This window comes from Chitinophaga lutea, from assembly GCF_003813775.1.
Classification (GTDB): Bacteria; Bacteroidota; Bacteroidia; order Chitinophagales; family Chitinophagaceae; genus Chitinophaga; species Chitinophaga lutea.
Genome location: NZ_RPDH01000001.1, coordinates 336720 through 357090, shown reverse-complemented (window position 1 = coordinate 357090; position 20371 = coordinate 336720). Strand labels below are relative to the sequence as shown.

The following is a 20371-nucleotide window of genomic DNA, read 5'->3' as shown; positions in this document are numbered from 1 at the left end:
TCAAAGCATCAAACAAAACTTTATGCAACTCATTGGCCCATTTTCACAGATATTGCCTTTGGCGGGTTTGCCGGACAAAGGCCCCATCCGCGATGAGGCATTGCAGGTGATCGCAGACGGTGGCGCGCTGATCAGCGATGGCACGGTCGTGTTCGACGATTACGCAAAGCTGAAAAAGGCCAACCCCTCGGCGCGGCTGGAGCTGGTAGACGAACCGCAGGTGCTGATCCCCGGCTTCATCGACGCGCATACCCACATCTGTTTTGCCGGCAACCGCAGCCGTGACTATGCCATGCGCATCGCCGGTAAATCGTACCTCGACATTGCACGCGCCGGCGGCGGCATCTGGGATTCCGTCACGAAAACCCGCGAAGCTACCGTCACCGAACTCGCGGAAAACACCGTGGCGCGCGCCAACCGGCATCTGCAAAACGGCGTCACCACCATCGAAGTGAAAAGCGGTTATGGCCTGAACGCGGAAGACGAGTTAAAGATGCTCCGCGCCATCAGAACCGCCGGGCTGCACACACAAGCCACGCTGATTCCCACCTGCCTCGCCGCGCACATGCGCCCGAAAGATTTCGACGGCGATGAAAGGGCTTACCTTCACTGGATCATCAACGAACTGTTGCCGCTGGTGAAAGCGGAGCAGCTGGCGAACAGGATAGACATTTTTATAGAAGAAACGGCTTTTTCCGTGGAAGCGGCGAGGGCCTTCCTGCCGAAAACGGGAATGCAGATCACCGTGCATGCGGACCAGTTCAGCAGCGGCGGAGCGCAGGTGGCGGTGGAAATGCATGCGCTTTCCGCCGATCACCTCGAAGCGTCGAAGGAAGAAGATATCCGCAGGCTGGCGGCATCCAACACCGTGGCGGTGGTATTGCCCGGCGCCTCACTCGGCCTCGGGATGCACTACGCACCCGCGCGTAAACTGCTGAACGCCGGCGCATCGGTGGCCATTGCGAGCGACTGGAACCCCGGCTCCGCGCCGATGGGAGACCTGCTGATGCAGGCGGCCGTATTGAGCGCGGCGGAAAAGTTGTCGACCGCCGAAGTGCTGGCGGGGCTTACGTTCAGGGCGGCCAAAGCACTGGGCATGGCGATGCCGGCGGCAGACCTGCAGGCCTACCCCTGTAAAGACCACCGCGACATCCTGTACTACCAGGGCAGCATGAAACCCGTGGCAGTATGGAAAGGCGGCAACCGGATTACTATATCATAACACCCCCCGCATATGACTCTATTACATTACAGACCTACCGCAGACAACGTCTGGCAGGGGCGTGTGGACGGCGATACGCCGGACGTGCGCCGCTGGCACCAGGTGGTGCGGCGGGTGGATATCAGCAAGGATCCATTGCCGGTGCTGCACCCGGGGCATAAGGGCATAGCCTTGCTCGGGTTCGCCTGCGACGAAGGCGTGCGCCGCAACAAAGGCAGAACGGGCGCTGCGGAAGGCCCTGTTGCGTTACGGAAGGCCTGCGCCGCTTTTCCCGTGCATTTCGGCGCGCATATACTCGCCGATGCCGGCGACATCGTATGCGACGACGGGCAGCTTGAATCCGCACAGGAAGCATTGTCGGCCACCGTGCAGCATATTCTCCAGGCAGGATACCTGCCGTTGTTGCTGGGCGGCGGGCACGAAATCGCCTTTGCGCACGAGCGCGGCATCCGCCGGCATGCCGGCACAAAACAACTCGGCATCATCAACTTCGACGCACACTTCGACCTGCGCGAGCCGGATGCGGCCGGGCCCAGCTCCGGTACCGGTTTCTGGCAGACGGCGCAGGAGCGGCGGGAGGAAGGCAAACCCTTTCATTATCTCGCCCTCGGCATCCAGCAAAACAGCAATACGCCGAGGCTGTTCCAAACGGCGGACGCGCTCGGAGTGGAGCACCTGCCCGCGTCCGTTTTCCAGCTCAAATACCAGGAACGCCTCATCGGTGCGATAAAGGCTTTCATCCAGCGGAACGACCAGGTTTACCTGACCACCTGCCTCGATGTATTCGCCGCCGCGTATGCGCCCGGCGTAAGCGCCACGGCTTACAACGGCCTCATCCCCGACGCCCTGTTCCTCGACTGTTTCCGCACCGTGCTCCGCAGTGGCAAACTCGCGGGGGCCGACATCGCGGAACTGAACCCCACGCTCGATGCGGACCAGCGTACGGCCAAACTCGCCGCCTCGCTCGTATTCGAAATCGTGATGAATTATTATGCTACTTTCGCAGCATGAAAATAGGTTTGATGTCCGATACGCACGGCTACCTGCACCCGCAGGTATTCAAATATTTCGACCAGGTGGATGAAATATGGCACGCCGGCGACATCGGCAACGTAGCGCTGGCCGACGAACTGGAGGCCTTCAAACCCTTCCGCGCCGTATACGGCAATATCGACGGACAGGATATCCGTATCCGTTACCCCGAGCACAACCTCTTTATCTGCGAAGGCGTGAAAGTATGGATGACCCACATCGGCGGCTATCCGCCCCGCTACACGCCCGCACTCAAACCGCATATCCAGAAAAAACGGCCGCAGTTATTCATTACCGGGCATTCCCACATCCTGAAGGTGATCCCCGATCCGGCACTACAGTTGTTGCACATCAACCCGGGCGCCTGCGGCAAACAGGGCTGGCACAAAGTGAAGACCCTCGTGCGGTTCGAATTGTCGAACGGAGACATTAAAGGCCTCGAAGTGATTGAATTGCCGGATTAGAAGCGTATATTTATAGACCTCGACTGTTGTTTATGAAGATATTGACCGTTAGTGTGCTGGCCTGGATGCTTTGTTTGACCACTGCCCGTGTAGCCACGGCGCAGAAAATCCTGCAGCTGGTGCAGGTGGAGAACGACAGCAGTTATGTCGAAGATCATACGGAAGACCTCACCCTCCGCCTCTTCGGTTCCCGCAAGTACACTTACTACGACATGAAAGACCGGGGCCTGAAAGAAGAGGTGCTCTACCGCCCCAACAGCGCCAACAACGTGGGTTTCGGGGTGAACTACAAATTCATCGGCCTCAACTTCGCCTTCAATCTTCCTTTCATCAACAACGACAATGAAAAATACGGGAAAACGAAATTCCTCGATTTACAGGCGCACCTGTATCTCCGGAAACTCGTAGTGGACTTTTACGGGCAGTATTACAAGGGATACTACGAGGCCGCCGCCACCCGGCGCATCAGCAACGCATTCCCGCGCAAGGCCGTATCCCTCCGGCCGGATATGCTCAATACGGATCTTGGGCTGCATGTGCAGTATATTTTCAACGACAAACGATTTTCGTACCGCGCCGCTTTTATGCAGAACGAGTACCAGAAAAAAAGCGCCGGTTCGTTCCTGTTAGGGGGAGAAGTGTTCACCTGGCAGCTGCGCGGCGATTCGGCGCTCGTGCCGCACGATCTGAACGTGCCCGGCTTTTTCGGCGACCTGCCTTTCAGAGGTACCCATACCGTGAGCTTCGCCGTGAATGGCGGTTACGCCTATACGCTGGTGCTGGCCAGATACTTTTTCGTAACGGCGTCCGTGTCTGCCGGGGCGGGGCTCAATCACACCAAATTGCGCTACAGCGACGGGCGGCCCAGCACGGCAGGGTGGGGATGGGCTTTCAATAATACCATCCGGCTGGCGGCGGGGTATAATTCCAGTTATTATTATTTCGGGCTGCATTACACCGATATGCTCACCCGCAGCGATGCGCCTGTACCGCGCGCGCACCAGATCTTCGGGACGGGGAATCTGCGCATCAGCATCGCGCGCAGGCTGGCGTTAAAGAAACCGATATTCTGAGGTGTTACATGATCTTTCCTGAACGAGTTTATTCCTGTCATACTATAACGCATCCAGTTCCCGCTCGAGGTTTTCCCTCGCTTTCTGTTCGTATTTTTCCCTGAAGGCGGCCGTTTTATAAATGTGCGGCTGGCTCAGGAAGTGCTGCAGCACGCTTTTTCGGCCTTTGTTGTACATGAATGCCGGGTAGATCCAGTATTCTTTCCTGATCTGCTTCGTGTAGGCGTCGTATTGGCCCGGCGTGGCGCCGAGGATATGCAGGTCGAAGTCGAGGAGGTAATCCAGGTCGGGGTCCGCCAGCGGGTTCTGATGCTGCGCCGTGGCGGTGATGTAACGATATACCTTTTGCTGTTTTTCTACAGGGCAGCGGGTGTTTTGCAGGTAACGCACGGCCTCCTGCGCGCTCCTTTCTTCATTGTCTTTCCGGGTGGCCGAATAAATGATATCATGAAAGAAAATGGCGTGCAGCACGCTGTCGTTATCGATGATCTCGGGGGCATAGTGCTGCTGCAGGCAGAGCAGGTCGCCCAGGTGGTCCATATTATGATAATGCCTGCCGGCTGCTGAATACTGCCGGATGATGTTGCGGATGCCGGTGTTTGCGTACGTGGTGGTACAGCCTGTGCGGGCGGCCAGCTGCATCCAGATTTCCGTTATTTCTGCTATCTGCATAGGCGTTTACAGGAGTGGATAATGGTTTCTATCTTATAATTTGCAAATAGCGGGCCAGCAAAAAAAGCCCCGTCCTTGACGGACGGGGCCTATGATTTAACAATCGTTAAAGCGTTGTTATTTTTTGGCTGCAGCGAACTGTGCCCTGATCACGTTTAACGCGCCGCCTGCCTTGAACCACTCGATCTGTTGTTCATTGTAGGTATGGTTAACGGTGATGGCATCCTGGCTGCCGTCTTTGTGGTTGAGCACCACGGTCAGCGGTTTGCCGGGAACGAAGTCGGTCAGGCCCAGGATGTCGATGGTGTCGTCTTCCTGGATCTTTTCGTAATCGTCTTTGTCGTTAAAGGTCAGCGCCAGCATACCCTGTTTTTTCAGGTTGGTTTCGTGGATCCTGGCGAAAGATTTCACGAGGATGGCGCGTACACCCAGGTGGCGGGGTTCCATGGCGGCGTGTTCGCGGCTGGAACCTTCACCATAGTTTTCGTCGCCTACCACTACAGAGCCCAGTTTGGCGGCTTTGTAAGCGCGCTGGGTGGCGGGCACTGCACCGTATTCGCCGGTGAGCTGGTTTTTAACGGTATCGGTTTTGTCGTTGAACGCGTTTACCGCGCCAATGAGCATGTTGTTGGAGATATTGTCCAGGTGGCCGCGGTATTTCAACCAGGGGCCCGCCATGGAGATGTGGTCGGTAGTACACTTGCCTTTCGCCTTGATGAGCAGTTTGAGGCCTTTCAGATCGGTACCTTCCCATGCGGAGAACGCATCCAGCAACTGGAGGCGGTCGGAGGTGGGGGATACGATCACCTGTACGCCGCTGCCGTCTTCAGCAGGGGCCTGGTAACCGGCGTCTTTCACGTCGAAGCCCTGGGGCGGCAGTTCAAAACCGGTGGGCTCGTCGAGTTTCACATCCTGTCCTTTTCTGTTCTTCAGCGTGTCGGTCAGCGGGTTGAAGGTGAGGGAACCGGCGATGGCCAGTGCGGTCACGATTTCCGGGGACGCTACGAAAGCATGGGTAGAAGCCAGGCCGTCGTTACGTTTGGCGAAGTTACGGTTGAAGGAGGTGATGATGGAGTTTTTGCGGTTCGGGTCGTCGATATGACGGGCCCACTGGCCGATACAGGGACCGCAGGCGTTGGCCAGCACCACACCGCCGATCTGGTCGAAGGTGTTCAGCAGACCGTCTCTTTCGATGGTGTACCGCACCAGTTCTGAACCGGGGGTGATGGTGAATTCGGAATGTACTTCCAGTTCTTTATCGATGGCCTGTTTAGCCAGGGAGGCCGAACGGCTGATGTCTTCGTAAGAAGAGTTGGTGCAGGAACCGATCAGGGCCACTTCCAGCTTTTCGGGCCAGTTGTTTTCCTTTACCGCCTGTGCGAATTTGGAGATGGGCCATGCCAGGTCCGGGGTGAAGGGACCGTTTACATAGGGCTCCAGTTCGTCGAGGTTGATTTCGATCACCTGGTCGTAGAATTTGGCAGGCTCTGCATATACCGCCTCGTCGGGGCGCAGGTGCTCTTTCACGGCATCCGCCAGCTGGGCCACTTCGGTGCGGCTGGTGATTTTCAGGTAATCGGACATTTTGGTGTCGTATGCGAAAACGGAGCAGGTAGCGCCGATTTCCGCACCCATGTTACAGATGGTGCCTTTACCGGTGGCGCTCAGGCTGTCCGCCCCTTCGCCGAAGTATTCCACGATGCAGCCGGTACCGCCTTTTACGGTGAGGATACCCGCTACGCGGAGGATCACGTCTTTCGGAGACGCCCATCCGCTCAGTTTGCCGGTCAGTTTCACACCGATCAGTTTCGGCATTTTCAGCTCCCAGGGGAGGCCTGCCATCACGTCTACCGCGTCTGCACCGCCCACGCCAATGGCGAGCATGCCCAAACCGCCGGCGTTGGGGGTGTGAGAGTCCGTACCGATCATCAGGCCGCCGGGAAACGCATAGTTTTCCAGTACTACCTGGTGGATGATACCGGCGCCGGGTTTCCAGAAACCGATACCGTATTTATCAGAAATAGAGGCGAGAAAATCGTAAACTTCCTTATTGGTGTCGATAGCTGTGGCCAGATCCGCCGCTGCGCCCGTTTTAGCCTGGATCAGGTGATCGCAGTGAACGGTAGAGGGAACCGCCACCTGGTCGCGGCCGCAGGTCATAAACTGCAAAAGCGCCATTTGCGCGGTGGCATCCTGCATCGCTACGCGGTCAGGAGCAAATTCCACATAAGATTTACCTCTCTCGAAAGAGGAGGTGACAGGTGCATACAGGTGGGCATACAAGATCTTTTCGGCCAGTGTAAGCGGGCGACCTAATAACTTCCGGGTTGCTTCAACTTTCCCGGGCAGCTCCGCATACAATTTTTTAATCATTTCAATATCAAACACCATGGAAATAAATAATTTAAGAGCTATTACATTAAAAATTGCAGGGCGAAGTTAATCATTTTCGTAAAGTTTTAAAAGTTAACAACGATGGGAATGACACGAATTTCATTTGCTACTTTCTCCGGATTAGAATAAATTTGATATGTAAACCGGCATCATTATTGACCGGGTTCCATCAGACCAAAAAAGAGATAAATACCGACGGATGAATAAAATCAAGGACTTTGTGGAATGGAAGGCCTTTGGTGTATGCGCGGCCCTGGGGGAAAAATTAGGCATCGCCACCTCCCGGATCCGCATCTTTTTTATCTATGCCACCTTTCTGACGATGGGATCGCCCCTGATTGTTTATATGATCCTCGCCTTCTGGATGAATATCAAAAACTACATCTCCAAAGCACGCAGAAACCCGCTGCGTTATCTTTAAAATATATTTTTTTATTTACTAATACTCTTGCTCTCAGTATCTTACGGAGAAAGTTAAAAATTTATTTGTTCCACAGTTAAACTTTGGAGGAAATGGTGCATCTAATCTTGTATACGTGGGTGTGAAAAAATCACGTAAACCATTAAACAATTATATGATGACACCTTTTCTGAAACTGAAAAACCTCGCCCTCGGCGCTCTGCTGCTCGGCGGAATCGGCATGATGGCTTCCTGCAGCACGAACGACAACAACGGCAGCAACGGCAACGCCCGTTTGCAGATCGCACTCACAGACGACCCGGGTGATTACCGGGAAGTATGGATCGATGTAAAAGACATCCGTATCAACGTAACCGACGCCGACGACCAGAACTGGACTACCCTCCCCGGCGTACATCCCGGTATGTACAACCTGCTCGACCTGGTAAATGACAAAGACACCGTGCTGGCCGACGCTGAAATTCCCAGCGGCAGGCTGAGCCAGCTCAGGCTCGTATTGGGAGACAACAACTACATTATTACCAACAAGGGTGAAAAACTGATGCTCACCACGCCCAGCGCCCAGCAGTCTGGCCTGAAGCTGAACATCAACCAGCCCGTGATCGGCGGCATCATCAACAAACTGACGCTTGATTTCGACGTGGCCAAATCCATCGTGAAAGCAGGCAACAGCGGCAAATACATCCTGAAGCCCGTTATCCGCGCGGTACTGGAAGCAGTAGGCGGTAACATCAAAGGCATCGTATTGCCGGACACCGTGCAGACGGCCGTACTCGCCATCCGTGGTACAGACACCATTGCCAGCACCTACACTGCCGCCGGCGGTTACCTGATCCGCGGCATCGACGCAGGCACTTACTCCATGCATTACCTGCCGGTAGACACTACCTTTAAGCCGTTCGTAAAAGACGGCGTAACGGTAACGCTCGGCCGGATTACCACAGTCGACACCGTTCGGCTGCAAAAGAAATAATCTGCTGCGATTATAAATGAGGAAGCCGCCGGTGTATTGCCGGCGGCTTTTTTTATGCCTTTAATCGAGATGGTATAAGGTCATCCCGTGATAATGATTCTGTAGCTGATGCACCATCAGGCTGCCGGGGATGTTCCGGGTTTCGTCGCGGTAATGCAATACCGTATGCGGGTCGCTACCGTTGGGGAGCTGTACGGTGAACGGGCCGCGTACATAGGCCTCGTCCGTCTTTTTGAATTTCAGTTTCTCCAGGTGTTCCTCCGTGAGGGGGATGGGAAAAAGATCCTCCGGGCTGTACCAGTTCTCCTGCTGGGTCAACACACAAACCTGCCGGTTTTCTGCGTCTACCTGAACGATGTTGCCTTCCGTCAGTTGTTCCTCGAATTTCGCCAGTACAATATCACCGACTTTTAATTCTGAAAAATTAATCATGGTGCTATTTTTAGTGTGATTGAATTTACCAAAAAAAGTAATGACAACCAACACTAACGGCCCCGGATGTTTTTAGCGTTTCACCGCTTCCCGGATGCGCACCAGTTCTTCCAGCAGCGGCTCCAGCAGATCGAGGCGCAGCATGTTGGCGCCGTCGGATTTTGCTTTGGCCGGCTCGGGGTGCGTTTCGATGAACAGACCGTCGGCCCCGGTAGCGATCGCCGCCCTGGCGATGGTGCCGATCATTTTGGGATTGCCGCCGGTTACGCCGGAGGTCTGGTTAGGCTGCTGCAGGGAATGCGTACAGTCCATCACCACGGGTACACCGTGCTCTTTCATGATGGGGATGTTGCGGTAATCCACCACCAGGTCCTGGTAGCCGAAAGTAGTGCCTCTTTCCGTGAGCATGATGTGCTCGTTGCCGGCCTGCCTGATTTTTTCCACCGCGAATTTCATCGCTTCACCGCTCACGAACTGGCCTTTTTTCACGTTCACCACCTTGCCGGTGTCTGCCGCGGCGATCAGAATGTCCGTTTGCCGGCAAAGAAACGCCGGGATTTGCAGCACGTCCACATAAGCGGCGGCCATCGCAGCTTCTGCGGCGGAATGGATATCGGAAGTAACGGGGAGGTTGAAGGTTTTGCCCACTTTCTGCAACAGGTCGAGCCCTTCCACGTCGCCGATGCCGGTAAAGGAATTGATACTGGTACGGTTCGCCTTGCGGTAGGAAGCCTTGAACATATAGGGAATGTTGAGGCGCTTGCAGATGGCGGACACTTTTTCGGCCACGCCCATCACCAGGTCTTCATCTTCAATTACGCAGGGGCCTGCTATCAGGAAAAAGTTTTCAGGATTGTACTGTTCTGAAAACAATGATTTTAAAGTTTTCGTATGCATGGCCGCAAAATTAACGTTATTTCCCGACATGGATTTTGATAAAACAGATACGAAGCGCAACTCCTGCGGGCCCGGATTGTTATTGTATTGTCATTGTTTAGAACGGCAATTCGGCTAATATTGCTGCTTGCCGTTATTTTTGGCAACAATTTTCAAACGATATGAAGAAAGATAAGATTCTGGTAATTGGCGCGTGCGGGCAGATCGGCGTGGAACTGACGCTGGCCCTGCGCAAGATGTACGGCGACAACAACGTGGTGGCCTCCGATCTCCGCGAGGAGCACGACCTGCTGAAAGGCACCGGCCCCTATGTATCGCTCGATGTGATGAACAAGGAAATGCTGCACGTACTGGTGATCCGCCACAACATTACCCAGGTCTATCTGCTGGCCGCCATCCTTTCCGCCACCGGCGAAAAGAACCCGCTGCTGGCCTGGCATATCAACATGCAAAGCCTGCTCAACGTACTGGACATCGCCAAGGAAGAGGGGCTCGATAAAATCTACTGGCCCAGTTCCATCGCGGTGTTCGGGCCCAGCTCACCGAAAGTGGACACCCCGCAGCACACCACCATCGAACCCACCACCATTTACGGTATCAGCAAGTTCGCCGGCGAACGCTGGTGCGAATACTATAATCACCGTTACGGCATCGACGTGCGCAGCCTGCGTTACCCGGGCCTGATCAGTTATAAATCGGCTCCCGGCGGCGGCACCACGGATTACGCGGTGGAGATCTACCACGAAGCGCTGGAGGAAGGCACGTATAAATGTTTCCTGTCTGAAGACACCTACCTCCCCATGATGTACATGCACGACGCCATCCGCGCCACCATAGAACTGATGGAAGCGCCGGGCGAAAAGATCAGCGTGCGCTCCGCGTACAACCTTTCCGGTATGAGTTTTTCACCGAAAGAGATCAGCGCCGCGATTCAGCAGCACATCCCGGACTTTACGATCAGCTACGAGCCGGACTACCGCCAGGAGATCGCGAACAGCTGGCCGCAAAGCATCGACGACAGCCAGGCGTCGAAAGACTGGGGCTGGAAACCGCAGTACGACCTCGCGAAGATGACGGAAGACATGCTGAAGAACCTGAAGAAACAGAAAGGCATCAAATAAGGCAGCAGCCTGGAGAGCCGGAGCATCGCTCCGGCTTTTTTTATGCGATGAAGCGCCGCTCGGCGGCAAATATCCGTTGCTCCTGCCAACAGCATTCCGGATAGGTGTGGTTACCCGGCCGCATTTGCCCGCAGGCGGGCGCAATGCCCGGTTAGCAGCGTAGCGATGCCGTTTCCCCTTTCCCGGCATGGCGCTGTACGCAGCGGCGCTCATACGTATTAATAAAAATCAGTATATTGTGGCTGAAATCCTATGAAGCCATGAAAACCACCCTATACCTGCTGCTGCTGGCAGGCCTGCCCATCATGGGCCGGGCGCAGCTGGCGGCACAACCGGGCGGCCCGTATGCCCCGGCTATGCCCCGGAATGCCGGCGTAACGCCCCCGGCCGACAGTACCGCCACGAAACCGGCGCTTTTCAGCTGCGTGAGCACCCTGGCCGAAGGCCCCGCTTTCCCGGAGCCGGCAGACGGCATTGCCCGGATGCTCCAGCTCGGCAACGGCCATACCCTGTACGTGCATTTCACCGAAAAACAGGGCGTGAACGTGCAGCTGTACGATATTTCCCGGCAGTTGCAGGACAGTACCCTCACCGGCTATCAGGCCACCAGCCTTGATGCCGTGTTTGAATCCGCCGGCGATGCCACGGTGCTGGTGAGCGACCGGTCGTCCAGGCGCCCGCTGCTGATGCGGCTGCGGGTGAGCGGCTCTTCCGGCCGCCTGCTACGCGCGGATACGGTGGCGTACCTCGACAAAGTGAACCTCCGCAAACGCAAAATCACCACCAGTTCAGATTTCCTCGTAATCAAGGATCCGTACAGCGAAAACTACGCCGTGTGGATGTATTATAATTCCGACGATCCGCAGAACGGCGGCTACGAAGTGGTGCACTTCGGCGCCGACCACCGCGAGATCAGCCGGGCGCGCTTTTCCGGCAGCGGCGACGATAAACGGTTCCGGTACTGGGACATGGCCGTGATCGGCGATAAAATGCTGTGCATCCTCGGCATGGAGCAGAACGCCCTGTACGAAACCACCAGCAGCCAGATGAAACTCGCCACGCTCGACAGCGGCAACATCTTTTTCCGTTTCCGCGACCTGGGGTTCCCGGAAGGGATTTCCATTCAGGGGGGCTTCATCAAATACAACCCGCACCGGCACACCCTCATCCTCCTGCAGGCCAATCTCCACGAAGAAAAGAAGATGGCCACCTGGCTCACCACCGTGCGCCTCGACAGTATGATCGTGGCCGGACCGCGGGAGATCATCCCCTCGCAGGTGAACCTGAAAAGCCTCGAACTGTTCGGCCCCAAAGCGCCCTACGAAGGCGTGCCGCAGAATGTGATCGTCAAAAAAGACGGGAGTTATTCCATCATATTTGAGGAGCTCGACAATTTCATCCGTCCCGTGAACGGTACGCCGGTGGTGGTGAGCACCATTCTCGCCAACGTGGCGGTGATGGACTTCGATGCGGAAGGGAAGGAGCTGCGCAGCTGGATGATCCCGAAAAAACAGATGAACCCCGGCGTGATCATGAAAGCCTTCTACCAGAAAAACAGGGAGAACGCCACGGAAAAACTCAACTGGGCCGACCAGTATAAATTCTTCACGTACATACCCGGCGCGCAGCGCGATTATATTTTCATGAACGACCTCGGGGAGAACAACGAAAGGATCGACCGGGGCAAACTCACCGTGATGCGCGATGCGCGGGACGCACAGGGTTTTTATTACGCGCTCGAAGGAAAGGCCATGATACCCTCGCGCGATGCGGTGTTCGATACGGCGACGCCGTCGCCCGCGCCCATAGCGCTGTTCGCCATTGCGGACTACGATGCGGACAGCGGCACCCTCGTTACGCTCAAACGCGTGCCGGAAGGCCGGAAGCAGGTGCAGCTCGTGTGGCTGAACATCCACTGAAAAAAGTAAAGCCGGCTGCATCAGGCAGCCGGCTTTTTTATTTTAGTTGATAAATGCGCGTGTGTTGTTATTCCACGAAACCTACCGCCACGGTGGCATTGCTGAACTCGTCCACCAGAATGAACGTGCCGTTGGCCGGGTTGGCGGCGTAAGTATCCGTAAATACCGGCTGCGCTGTTTTCAGCGTGATCTTGCCGATATCGTTGAGGCCCATTTCCGTTTTGTCGTGCACCACGTTGGTGGTTACTTCCACCACGTTGTGCAGCTGCTGCACCTTTGCCTTGATGCGGTTGGCGCCGTGCTGGAGCAGATAGGTTTTGCCGGCGGTCAGCTTCTGCTGGTCCATCCAGCAGATCTGCGCGGTGATTTCCTTGCGGCCTTCTGGAATGTCGTTCGGCGTTACCAGCAGGTTGCCTCGGCTGATGTCGATCTCGTCTTCGAGGGTGATCACCACGCTTTCGCCGGCATGGGCGGACGGGCGCTGTTCCTCGAACTTCTCGATGGTTTTGATCTTGCTGCGCTGGCCGTTCGGCAGTGAAACGATTTCTTCGCCGACATGGAAGCTGCCGCTGGACACTTTTCCCGCAAAACCACGGAAGTCGTGGTACTGCTCCGATTTCGGCCTGATCACGTACTGCACGGGGAAACGCGCGGGGTGCACACGGTCGTCTTCGTCGAAGGAGATTTCTTCCAGGTAGGCGAGCAGCGGTTTGTCTTTATACCAGCTGATCTTGTCCGTTTTCGTCACCACGTTTTCGCCGTAAAGCGAAGAAACGGGCACGAACTGTACGGTTTTATTTTCATAGAAAGAACCTTTCAGCAGTTGCTGGAAGTCTTCCACGATCTGGTTGAAGCGTGCTTCGTCGTATTCCACCAGGTCCATTTTATTGATGCACACCACCAGGTGGGGGATGCGCAGCATGCAGGCGATGAAGAAGTGGCGGAATGTCTGTTCCACGATGCCTTTGCGGGCGTCGATGAGGATGAGGGACACCTGCGAGGTGGATGCGCCGGTCACCATGTTACGGGTGTATTCGAAGTGGCCCGGCGTATCGGCGATGATGTATTTGCGGTTGGGGGTGGAAAAGTAGATGTGCGCCACGTCGATGGTGATGCCCTGTTCCCTTTCCGCGATGAGGCCGTCGGTCAGCAGCGAGAGGTCCGTAAAATCGAGCCCTTTGCGTTTGCTGGCCGCCTGGAGCGCTTCCATTTTATCCTGCGTGATGGATTTGGTATCATACAGTAAACGCCCGATGAGGGTGCTTTTTCCATCATCCACACTACCGGAGGTGGTTATACGTAAAACGTCCATGTTCTGTTGTTAATAGCTTAAAAATACCCCGCCTGCTTGCGTTTTTCCATGGCAGCTTCGGAGCGTTTGTCGTCGATACGGGCGCCTCTTTCGGAGATTTTGGCGGCCAGTATTTCGGTGATGATGTCTTCCAGTTTATCCGCTTCGGACAGTACGGCCGCGGTACAGGTCATATCGCCCACGGTGCGGAAGCGCACTTTGGTGCGGAACGGCACTTCTTCTTCCGTGGTGTTGAGGAACTCGGAATAAGGCCAGTACATCCCGTCGCGTTCGATGATCTCTCTTTCGTGGGAGAAATAGATGGAAGGGATGGCGAGATTTTCTTCGCGGATATAGTTCCATACGTCGAGCTCCGTCCAGTTGGAAATGGGGAACACGCGTACGTTTTCGCCGATATTGATTTTGCCGTTGAGCATGTCGAACAGTTCGGGGCGCTGGATTTTCGCGTTCCATTGTCCGAACTCGTCGCGCACGGAGAATATTCTTTCCTTGGCGCGCGCTTTCTCTTCGTCGCGGCGGGCGCCGCCGATGCAGGCGTCAAATTTGAGCTCTTCGATCGCGTCGAGCAGGGTCACCGTCTGCAGCGCGTTGCGGCTGGCGTATTTGCCGGTTTCTTCTTTTACTTTGCCCTGGTCGATACTGTCCTGCACATTCCGTACGATGAGGTCGAGCCCCAGCGATTCCACCAGCCAGTCGCGGAACTGGATGGTTTCCGGGAAGTTATGCCCGGTATCCACGTGCAGCAGGGGGAAGGGGATCTTACCCGGGTGAAAGGCTTTCTGGGCCAGGCGTACGAGGGTAATGGAATCCTTTCCGCCGGAGAAGAGGATCGCGGGCCGTTCAAACTGTGCGGCTGTTTCGCGGAGGATGTAAATCGCCTCGTCTTCCAGCGCTCTCGGAAATTGCCATTGAATACTACTCATATAACGATGTTAAACTTGATCAACTTGCATGTAAACCACATTCTTTCTGGGAGCTTTCCCACCACCAGCGGCCGGCGCGGGGATGTTCTCCGGGCTCGATGGCGCGGGTACAGGGAGCGCAGCCGATGCTGACGAAACCTTTATCGTGCAGCCTGTTGTACGGCACGTTATTTTTCTCCAGGTAAGCGGTCATTTCTTCGAAGGTCCAATGGATGAGGGGGTTGTATTTATACAACTGGCGGGCTTCATCCCATTCGAGCGCCGGCATGTCGTGCCGGTTTTCGCTCTGTTCGGCGCGCAGCCCCGTGATCCATACCTTCGTGCCCTGCAGGGCGCGGTTGAGGGGCACCACCTTGCGGATATAACAGCATTCCTTGCGGTTTTCCACTGAATCGTAAAAGCTGTTCATGCCTTTTTCCTTCACCAAAGCCTCTACCGCAGCCGTTTCCGGGAAATATATCTCGAAGGGCTGTTTGTAGCGGGCGCGGGTGAGGTCCATCAGGTCATACGTTTCCTGGAAGAGCCGGCCCGTATCGAGCGTAAACACGCGTACGGGCAACTGGTTGCGCCAGATGATGTCTGCCAGCACCTGGTCTTCCTGGCCAAATGAAGTGGAAAAGGCTACTGCTCCCGGAAACTTGTCCGTAAGTATGCGTATTCCCGTGGCGATGTCTTTTTGTTCGGCTATCTGCCCAAATAGATCTTTCATGTAATGCTTCCTCTACCGGATAACAAAAATACATAAATCCTATAAAAAAGATAGACTAAAATGTGCGGCGGGGTAAAAAAAGTGGATAACGGCGTAAAAGGGAGGGGCGGGGTGCGGCTGATCGCCGGCTTCGGGCGGTGTTTTCCGGACAGGAGGACCGCGGCCATGGTTGATAATTTTCACCAATTTGTAAAGCTGCGGGCCGGGCGCTGTTGTCTGCCTGGTGTACCCCTGTTTTAGGGCGGGCCCGCCTTCATCCGCATAATCTCGCCCGGATGTCAACCTGTTTCAGGACGAGTCAACGGCTGTAGCTTGTAGAAAGACGAACCTACAACGAAGCTACAACGAACCTACAACGAATCTTCCCTTTTGGGCGTAGGTTCGTCTTTCCCCTAGTGTAGGTTCGTTGTAGGTTCGTCTTTTACCCTCAGAATCTCCACTCAGATCAAATTTCTGTCCATTCGCGTACAATTTCCGGCGGGAGGGAGGTCATGGCCGGTTTTACCCATATTCTGCACTCATGCACATTTTCCGTACCCGGGATTGGGATGCAGGCGGACAAAATTGTGCAGGCGCCCGTGCGGGTGAATGCCGGGGGAAGGATGGGGCTGACGCGGCTAGGTAGGTTTAAGGTTCCTGCAGCAAAAAGCCCCGGAACAACCGTCCGGGGCCTTCGCCAACTTTCCTGGGGAACGAAAAAAAATCTTTAAACCTGAAAACACAGTCATTTCCGGATTTCTGACGAGCAACAAAGTTTATCAGTAAAAGCGCCCGGAGGCATTGTAATCCGCATAAAGCGGGCAATCACCTGAACGGGAGCATTTGTTTCCGGTAATTGTCTGCATCAAAAGTACTGTAACCGGAAGGGGGTTGCAATACCTACAACTGAGTATTTTTCACAGGTTCGGAAAAATTGTTCTATGATGAAATTGTTGAATGTTTGAGCGCATATTCCCCGATACCGGGTGCGGGGAGCCGGATGGCTGTTGTTCCCGGGCCGGGGAGCGGCATGGCAGGGATGATTGGGGGAAGGATGCACCGCGCGGGCCATACCGGGTTATGGCTACCCGCACCCTGGCGAAATTTACCGGTTCAGCCCAAAAATCCGCATAAAAAAAGGGAAAGACCACCGGCCTTTCCCTGCTTATAACCCATATAACATATCTTATTCCTTGGTCAGGATATCTTTCAGTGACTTGTTTTCCAGCAGTTTGAGGGTGGCGTCCCTCACCTTGCTCATAACCTCGTGCAGGCCGCAAACCGCTTCGTTCTTGCAGTTTTCGCAACGTTCGTAGTAGTTGAGGCTCACGCAGGGCAACAGGGCGATGGGCCCGTCGAGCAGCCTGATAATGCGCGCCATGGGGATTTCCTTGGGCGGGCGCATCAGGTAATAACCGCCGCCTTTACCTTTCTTGCTGCCTAAAATGCCCGCATTTTTCAACTCCAGCAGGATGTTTTCCAGGAATTTGATGGAAATACTCTTTTCCGCCGCTATCTCCGAAATCAGGATAGGGCCTTTGTCTACATTCTCCGCCAGGTAAATCAATGCGTGAAACGCGTATTGTGTTTTTTTAGATAGCATATCTGGTATTAGATCTTCTGTATGGTTGCACTCTCAAGATACAAATATAACAAAAAAAACGGCTGCTTTCGGGGCGCCGGGCTAGAGGCTCAGTACATCCTTCATGCTGAAGATGCCTTTTTTGTCTTTCAGCCACTCGGCCGCGGTAACGGCGCCGGCGGCAAACCCTTCACGGGAGTGGGCCGTATGGGTGATGGTGATGCTGTCTATCGGCGAATCGTACTGGATGATGTGCGTGCCGGGAGCAGGGTCGACCCGCTCGGAAACGATGCCCAGCTTGGTGGGGTCGGTGGTAGCCTCGTTCACCCAGCCGGTTTTGGCGGGCTGTTTTTCGAGGATCTGTTCGGCCAGGGTGATGGCGGTGCCGCTGGGGGCGTCTTTTTTCTGGGTGTGGTGGATTTCCACCATGCTGGACCGGTAATCGCTCTGGGTGGCCATCAGTTCGGCGAGGCGGCGGTTCAGTTCAAAAAAGATGTTCACGCCCACGCTGAAATTGCTGGCGTACAGGAAAGCCTGGTGCTGCTCGAGGCATTGGGCCTTCACTTCCGGCAGCTTTTCCAGCCAGCCGGTGGTGCCGCACACAACGGGCACATTGGCGGCGAAACACTTCAGGATGTTATGATAGGCCGTTTCGGGCGTCGTGAATTCGATGGCAACGTCGGCCTGTTGCAGCTGCTCTTTCTCCAGCAGGTGGCTGCTGTTGATGTCTATCCTGTGTACGATTTCGTGGCCACGGCCCTGGGCGATCGCCTCGATGGCTTTTCCCATTTTGCCGTATCCGATTAATGCTATCTTCATATCTGTGTATATCTGAATGAGTTTATCTGAAAGCCAATCCCTGCTTCGCTTTGCGCGGCCCCATCGACACCTTCAGCCCGATGCCGAAAGTACGGTTATCGATCATGGTGGGGGCGATGCGGATGCTCAGGTCGTCGCTGATATCGAACTGCCGCAGGTGAGCGAACACGGTGGCGTCTACGATGTTGAGGGCGTAAGCGGCCACGAATACGAGCACGGAATAGTCCACATATTGCCGGTACCCGTCGCGCAGGTATTTCAGGTCGGAGTCGTCGTACTTCAGGTACGGATCCACGAAGTTGGGATTGTTCCGGTTGGCTATCCGCGTGCGGTAGGCGTCGCGGTATTCCCTGAATTTGGACATGTTATCGATGAAAAAGCCTGTACTGATGCCGAGTGCGGCGTATACGAGGGGCACTTTCCAGTATTCGCGGTTGTAGACCTGGCCAAGGCCGGGGAGCACGGCGGAGTAGAAGGCGGCTTTGCGCGGGCTGTGCAGTGCTTTGTAGTTGACGGGCAGGGAATCGATCACGCTGCCGTCCACGATCACGGTATCGCGCCGGACGGGCATCGCATTACGGCGCGCCAGGGAATCCCTGATGATGCGGTTGCCCGTTGTGTCCTGTGCATGGCTGCCGATGGCGGGTAATAATAACAGGCACAAAAGGGTATATACAAGAATGTACCCTGTTTTATTTTTCACCGTATAATGATAATTTTTCCAGGATGCTGTCCAGCTCTTCGTCCGAATAAAACTCGATGCTAATGCTTCCTTTGCCGTTTTTGCTTCTGTCCAGGTTCACCTTGGTGGAAAAATGGGTGGCCAGGTTATCCTGGATTTTCTGGTAAGCCGGCGGGAGGGTGCTTTTAGCGGGTTTCTTCGCGGTCGTTTTATCCGCGTTATGATTGACTTTCCGCACTAGCTCTTCGGTCTGGCGTACAGACAGGCCGTTTTTCATGATCTCGCCGAAAACGAAGAGCTGTTTCTCCACGTTTTCCACGCCGATGAGGGTACGGGCGTGGCCCATGCTCAGTTTGGCGTTGCGCACGGCCACCTGGATATCGGGCGGCAGTTTGAGCAGGCGTATGTAGTTGGTAACGGTGCTGCGTTCTTTTCCCATCCGGTCGGCCACCTGTTCCTGGGTGAGCGACACTTCTTCCATGAGGCGTTTATAGCTGAGGGCGACCTCGATCGCGTTCAGGTTTTCGCGCTGCAGGTTTTCGAGCAGGGCCAGTTCCAGGAGCTCCTGGTCGTTGGCGGTGCGCACGTATGCGGGGATATCTTTCAGTCCTGCCATTTTACTGGCGCGGAAGCGGCGTTCGCCGGCGATGAGCTGGTATTTCTTACCCAGCCGGGCGACGGTAACGGGCTGAATGATGTCGTGCAGTTTGATGGACTGGCTCAGCTCCTGCAGGGCCTGTTCGTCAAAGTCTCTGCGCGGCTGTTTCGGATTGACCTCTATCAGGTCCAAAGGAATACGCTCAATGCCGGTAGCCTGTGCCACCACCTGTTCGGCGAGTGCCCCGGAGGTCTGCTTCAGGTCTGTGTCTATGTTTTGCAGCAGCGAGCGGATGCCTTTCCCCAACGCCTCTTTCTTACTCGGATTGGTCATCGTTAATAGCTAAGATTTTGTCTTCGGTTTTGATCTTTGTAAAGTTATGCTTTTGAAGGATTTCCTTCGCCAGGTTCAGGTAGTTGATCGCGCCGGTGCTCATGGCATCGTACATGATCACGGATTTCCCGAAGCTGGGCGCTTCACCGAGTTTGGTGTTGCGGTGGATGATGGTGTTGAATACGCTTTCCTCGAAGTGCTGTTTGACTTCGTCCACCACCTGGTTGCTCAGGCGTAAACGGCCGTCGTACATGGTCATCAGGATGCCTTCTATTTCAAGATCGGTGTTTAACCGGCTCTGGACGATTTTGATGGTATTGAGCAGTTTGCCCAAACCTTCCAGTGCAAAGAATTCGCACTGTACGGGGATGATCACGGAATGGGAGGCGACCAGGGCGTTCACGGTAATGAGGCCCAGGGAAGGGGAGCAGTCTACGATCACAAAATCGTAGTCTCCGGCTACCGCGTCGATCACGGCTTTCATCACCCGTTCCCGGTTGGGGTGGTTGATGAGCTCCAGTTCCGCGCCTACCAGGTCGATGTGGGAGGGCAATACTTTCAGGTTCGGGGTGTCTGATTCCAGCAGCACGTCCTTTGCCTGCACGTCGTTCACCATACAGTCGTACAGGCTCTGCTGGATATTACGGAGGTCGAAGCCCAGCCCCGTGGTGCTGTTGGCCTGCGGATCCGCATCTACCAGCAATGTTTTGTACTCCAGTACCGCCAGGCTGCTGGCCAGGTTAATGGCGCTGGTGGTTTTCCCCACGCCCCCTTTCTGATTGGCGATTGCGATAATTCTTGCCATTTGTTTTGT

20 protein-coding genes are annotated in these 20371 nt (G+C 55.2%); 8 read left to right on the top strand and 12 right to left on the bottom strand.

Translation table 11 applies throughout. The annotated features are described in order from the left end of the window. Positions 1–22: 22 nt before the first annotated feature. The 4 genes from hutI to EGT74_RS01325 are packed head-to-tail and all read left to right on the top strand — an operon-like array spanning position 23 to position 3791. Positions 23–1222 carry an imidazolonepropionase gene (gene hutI, locus EGT74_RS01340; RefSeq protein WP_123844717.1) on the top strand — a complete coding sequence of 400 codons (1200 nt, stop codon included), beginning with the start codon at positions 23–25 and terminating at the stop codon, positions 1220–1222. A 12-nt stretch (positions 1223–1234) separates the two neighbouring features. Beyond that, positions 1235–2233 carry a formimidoylglutamase gene (hutG, locus tag EGT74_RS01335; protein ID WP_123844715.1) on the top strand — a complete coding sequence of 333 codons (999 nt, stop codon included), beginning with the start codon at positions 1235–1237 and terminating at the stop codon, positions 2231–2233. Then, positions 2230–2718 carry a metallophosphoesterase family protein gene (locus EGT74_RS01330; RefSeq protein WP_123844713.1) on the top strand — a complete coding sequence of 163 codons (489 nt, stop codon included), beginning with the start codon at positions 2230–2232 and terminating at the stop codon, positions 2716–2718. Before hutG ends, EGT74_RS01330 begins: the two co-directional genes overlap by 4 nt. A 32-nt stretch (positions 2719–2750) precedes the next feature. Further along, a complete protein-coding gene (locus tag EGT74_RS01325; RefSeq protein ID WP_123844712.1) occupies positions 2751–3791 on the top strand; it encodes a DUF4421 domain-containing protein in 1041 nt (346 codons plus the stop codon). A 42-nt stretch (positions 3792–3833) separates the two neighbouring features. Here EGT74_RS01325 and EGT74_RS01320 read toward each other — a convergent pair whose 3' ends face one another. Both EGT74_RS01320 and EGT74_RS01315 read right to left on the bottom strand, forming a co-directional pair. Continuing rightward, positions 3834–4463: an HD domain-containing protein gene (locus EGT74_RS01320; RefSeq protein ID WP_123844710.1), complete on the bottom strand. Its 630-nt coding sequence runs from the start codon at positions 4461–4463 to the stop codon at positions 3834–3836. A gap of 117 nt (positions 4464–4580) precedes the next feature. Further along, positions 4581–6854: an aconitate hydratase gene (locus EGT74_RS01315; RefSeq protein WP_123844709.1), complete on the bottom strand. Its 2274-nt coding sequence runs from the start codon at positions 6852–6854 to the stop codon at positions 4581–4583. 202 nt (positions 6855–7056) lie between these two features. On the opposite strand from EGT74_RS01315, the gene EGT74_RS01310 reads away from it, so the two are divergent. Together EGT74_RS01310 and EGT74_RS01305 are read left to right on the top strand one after the other, a co-directional pair. Beyond that, a complete protein-coding gene (locus tag EGT74_RS01310) occupies positions 7057–7278 on the top strand; it encodes a PspC domain-containing protein (protein ID WP_123844707.1) in 222 nt (73 codons plus the stop codon). A 154-nt stretch (positions 7279–7432) separates the two neighbouring features. Beyond that, a complete protein-coding gene (locus EGT74_RS01305; protein ID WP_246008097.1) occupies positions 7433–8251 on the top strand; it encodes a DUF4382 domain-containing protein in 819 nt (272 codons plus the stop codon). A 60-nt stretch (positions 8252–8311) separates the two neighbouring features. Here the strand turns inward: EGT74_RS01305 and EGT74_RS01300 are convergent, their stop codons facing one another. Next, entirely contained in the window at positions 8312–8683 is a 372-nt protein-coding gene (locus EGT74_RS01300) for a hypothetical protein (protein ID WP_123844706.1), read from the bottom strand. A gap of 72 nt (positions 8684–8755) precedes the next feature. Next, the gene (gene kdsA, locus EGT74_RS01295; RefSeq protein ID WP_123844704.1) at positions 8756–9580 is read right to left on the bottom strand and encodes a 3-deoxy-8-phosphooctulonate synthase; all 825 of its coding nucleotides are present in this window, start codon (positions 9578–9580) and stop codon (positions 8756–8758) included. Positions 9581–9741: 161 nt separating this feature from the next. Between kdsA and EGT74_RS01290 the strand changes: the two genes are divergently transcribed. Both EGT74_RS01290 and EGT74_RS01285 read left to right on the top strand, forming a co-directional pair. Beyond that, the gene (locus EGT74_RS01290) at positions 9742–10701 is read left to right on the top strand and encodes an NAD-dependent epimerase/dehydratase family protein (RefSeq protein WP_123844702.1); all 960 of its coding nucleotides are present in this window, start codon (positions 9742–9744) and stop codon (positions 10699–10701) included. Positions 10702–10961: 260 nt separating this feature from the next. Next, positions 10962–12620 carry a hypothetical protein gene (locus tag EGT74_RS01285; RefSeq protein ID WP_123844700.1) on the top strand — a complete coding sequence of 553 codons (1659 nt, stop codon included), beginning with the start codon at positions 10962–10964 and terminating at the stop codon, positions 12618–12620. A 67-nt stretch (positions 12621–12687) separates the two neighbouring features. Here the strand turns inward: EGT74_RS01285 and EGT74_RS01280 are convergent, their stop codons facing one another. From EGT74_RS01280 to EGT74_RS01245, 8 genes are all read right to left on the bottom strand, one after another. After that, on the bottom strand, positions 12688–13932 hold the full coding sequence (locus tag EGT74_RS01280; RefSeq protein WP_123844698.1) for a sulfate adenylyltransferase subunit 1: 1245 nt from the start codon (positions 13930–13932) through the stop codon (positions 12688–12690). Positions 13933–13949: 17 nt separating this feature from the next. Then, a complete protein-coding gene (gene cysD / locus EGT74_RS01275) occupies positions 13950–14855 on the bottom strand; it encodes a sulfate adenylyltransferase subunit CysD (RefSeq protein WP_123844697.1) in 906 nt (301 codons plus the stop codon). Positions 14856–14874: 19 nt separating this feature from the next. Continuing rightward, complete coding sequence (locus EGT74_RS01270; protein ID WP_123844695.1) at positions 14875–15564, bottom strand: phosphoadenylyl-sulfate reductase; 690 nt, start codon at positions 15562–15564, stop codon at positions 14875–14877. A 1165-nt stretch (positions 15565–16729) separates the two neighbouring features. Further along, positions 16730–17146: an RrF2 family transcriptional regulator gene (locus tag EGT74_RS01265; protein WP_123844693.1), complete on the bottom strand. Its 417-nt coding sequence runs from the start codon at positions 17144–17146 to the stop codon at positions 16730–16732. A gap of 81 nt (positions 17147–17227) precedes the next feature. Next, positions 17228–17944 (bottom strand): 4-hydroxy-tetrahydrodipicolinate reductase, encoded by a 717-nt coding sequence (gene dapB / locus EGT74_RS01260; protein ID WP_123844691.1) that lies wholly within the window; start codon positions 17942–17944, stop codon positions 17228–17230. 22 nt (positions 17945–17966) lie between these two features. Next, positions 17967–18647, bottom strand: coding sequence for a DUF5683 domain-containing protein (locus tag EGT74_RS01255; protein ID WP_123844690.1), 681 nt, complete (start codon positions 18645–18647; stop codon positions 17967–17969). Then, the gene (locus EGT74_RS01250) at positions 18637–19557 is read right to left on the bottom strand and encodes a ParB/RepB/Spo0J family partition protein (protein WP_123844688.1); all 921 of its coding nucleotides are present in this window, start codon (positions 19555–19557) and stop codon (positions 18637–18639) included. The genes EGT74_RS01255 and EGT74_RS01250 overlap by 11 nt, the downstream gene beginning before the upstream one ends. Beyond that, the gene (locus EGT74_RS01245; RefSeq protein WP_123844686.1) at positions 19541–20362 is read right to left on the bottom strand and encodes a ParA family protein; all 822 of its coding nucleotides are present in this window, start codon (positions 20360–20362) and stop codon (positions 19541–19543) included. Before EGT74_RS01245 ends, EGT74_RS01250 begins: the two co-directional genes overlap by 17 nt. Between the last annotated feature and the right edge of the window lie 9 nt (positions 20363–20371).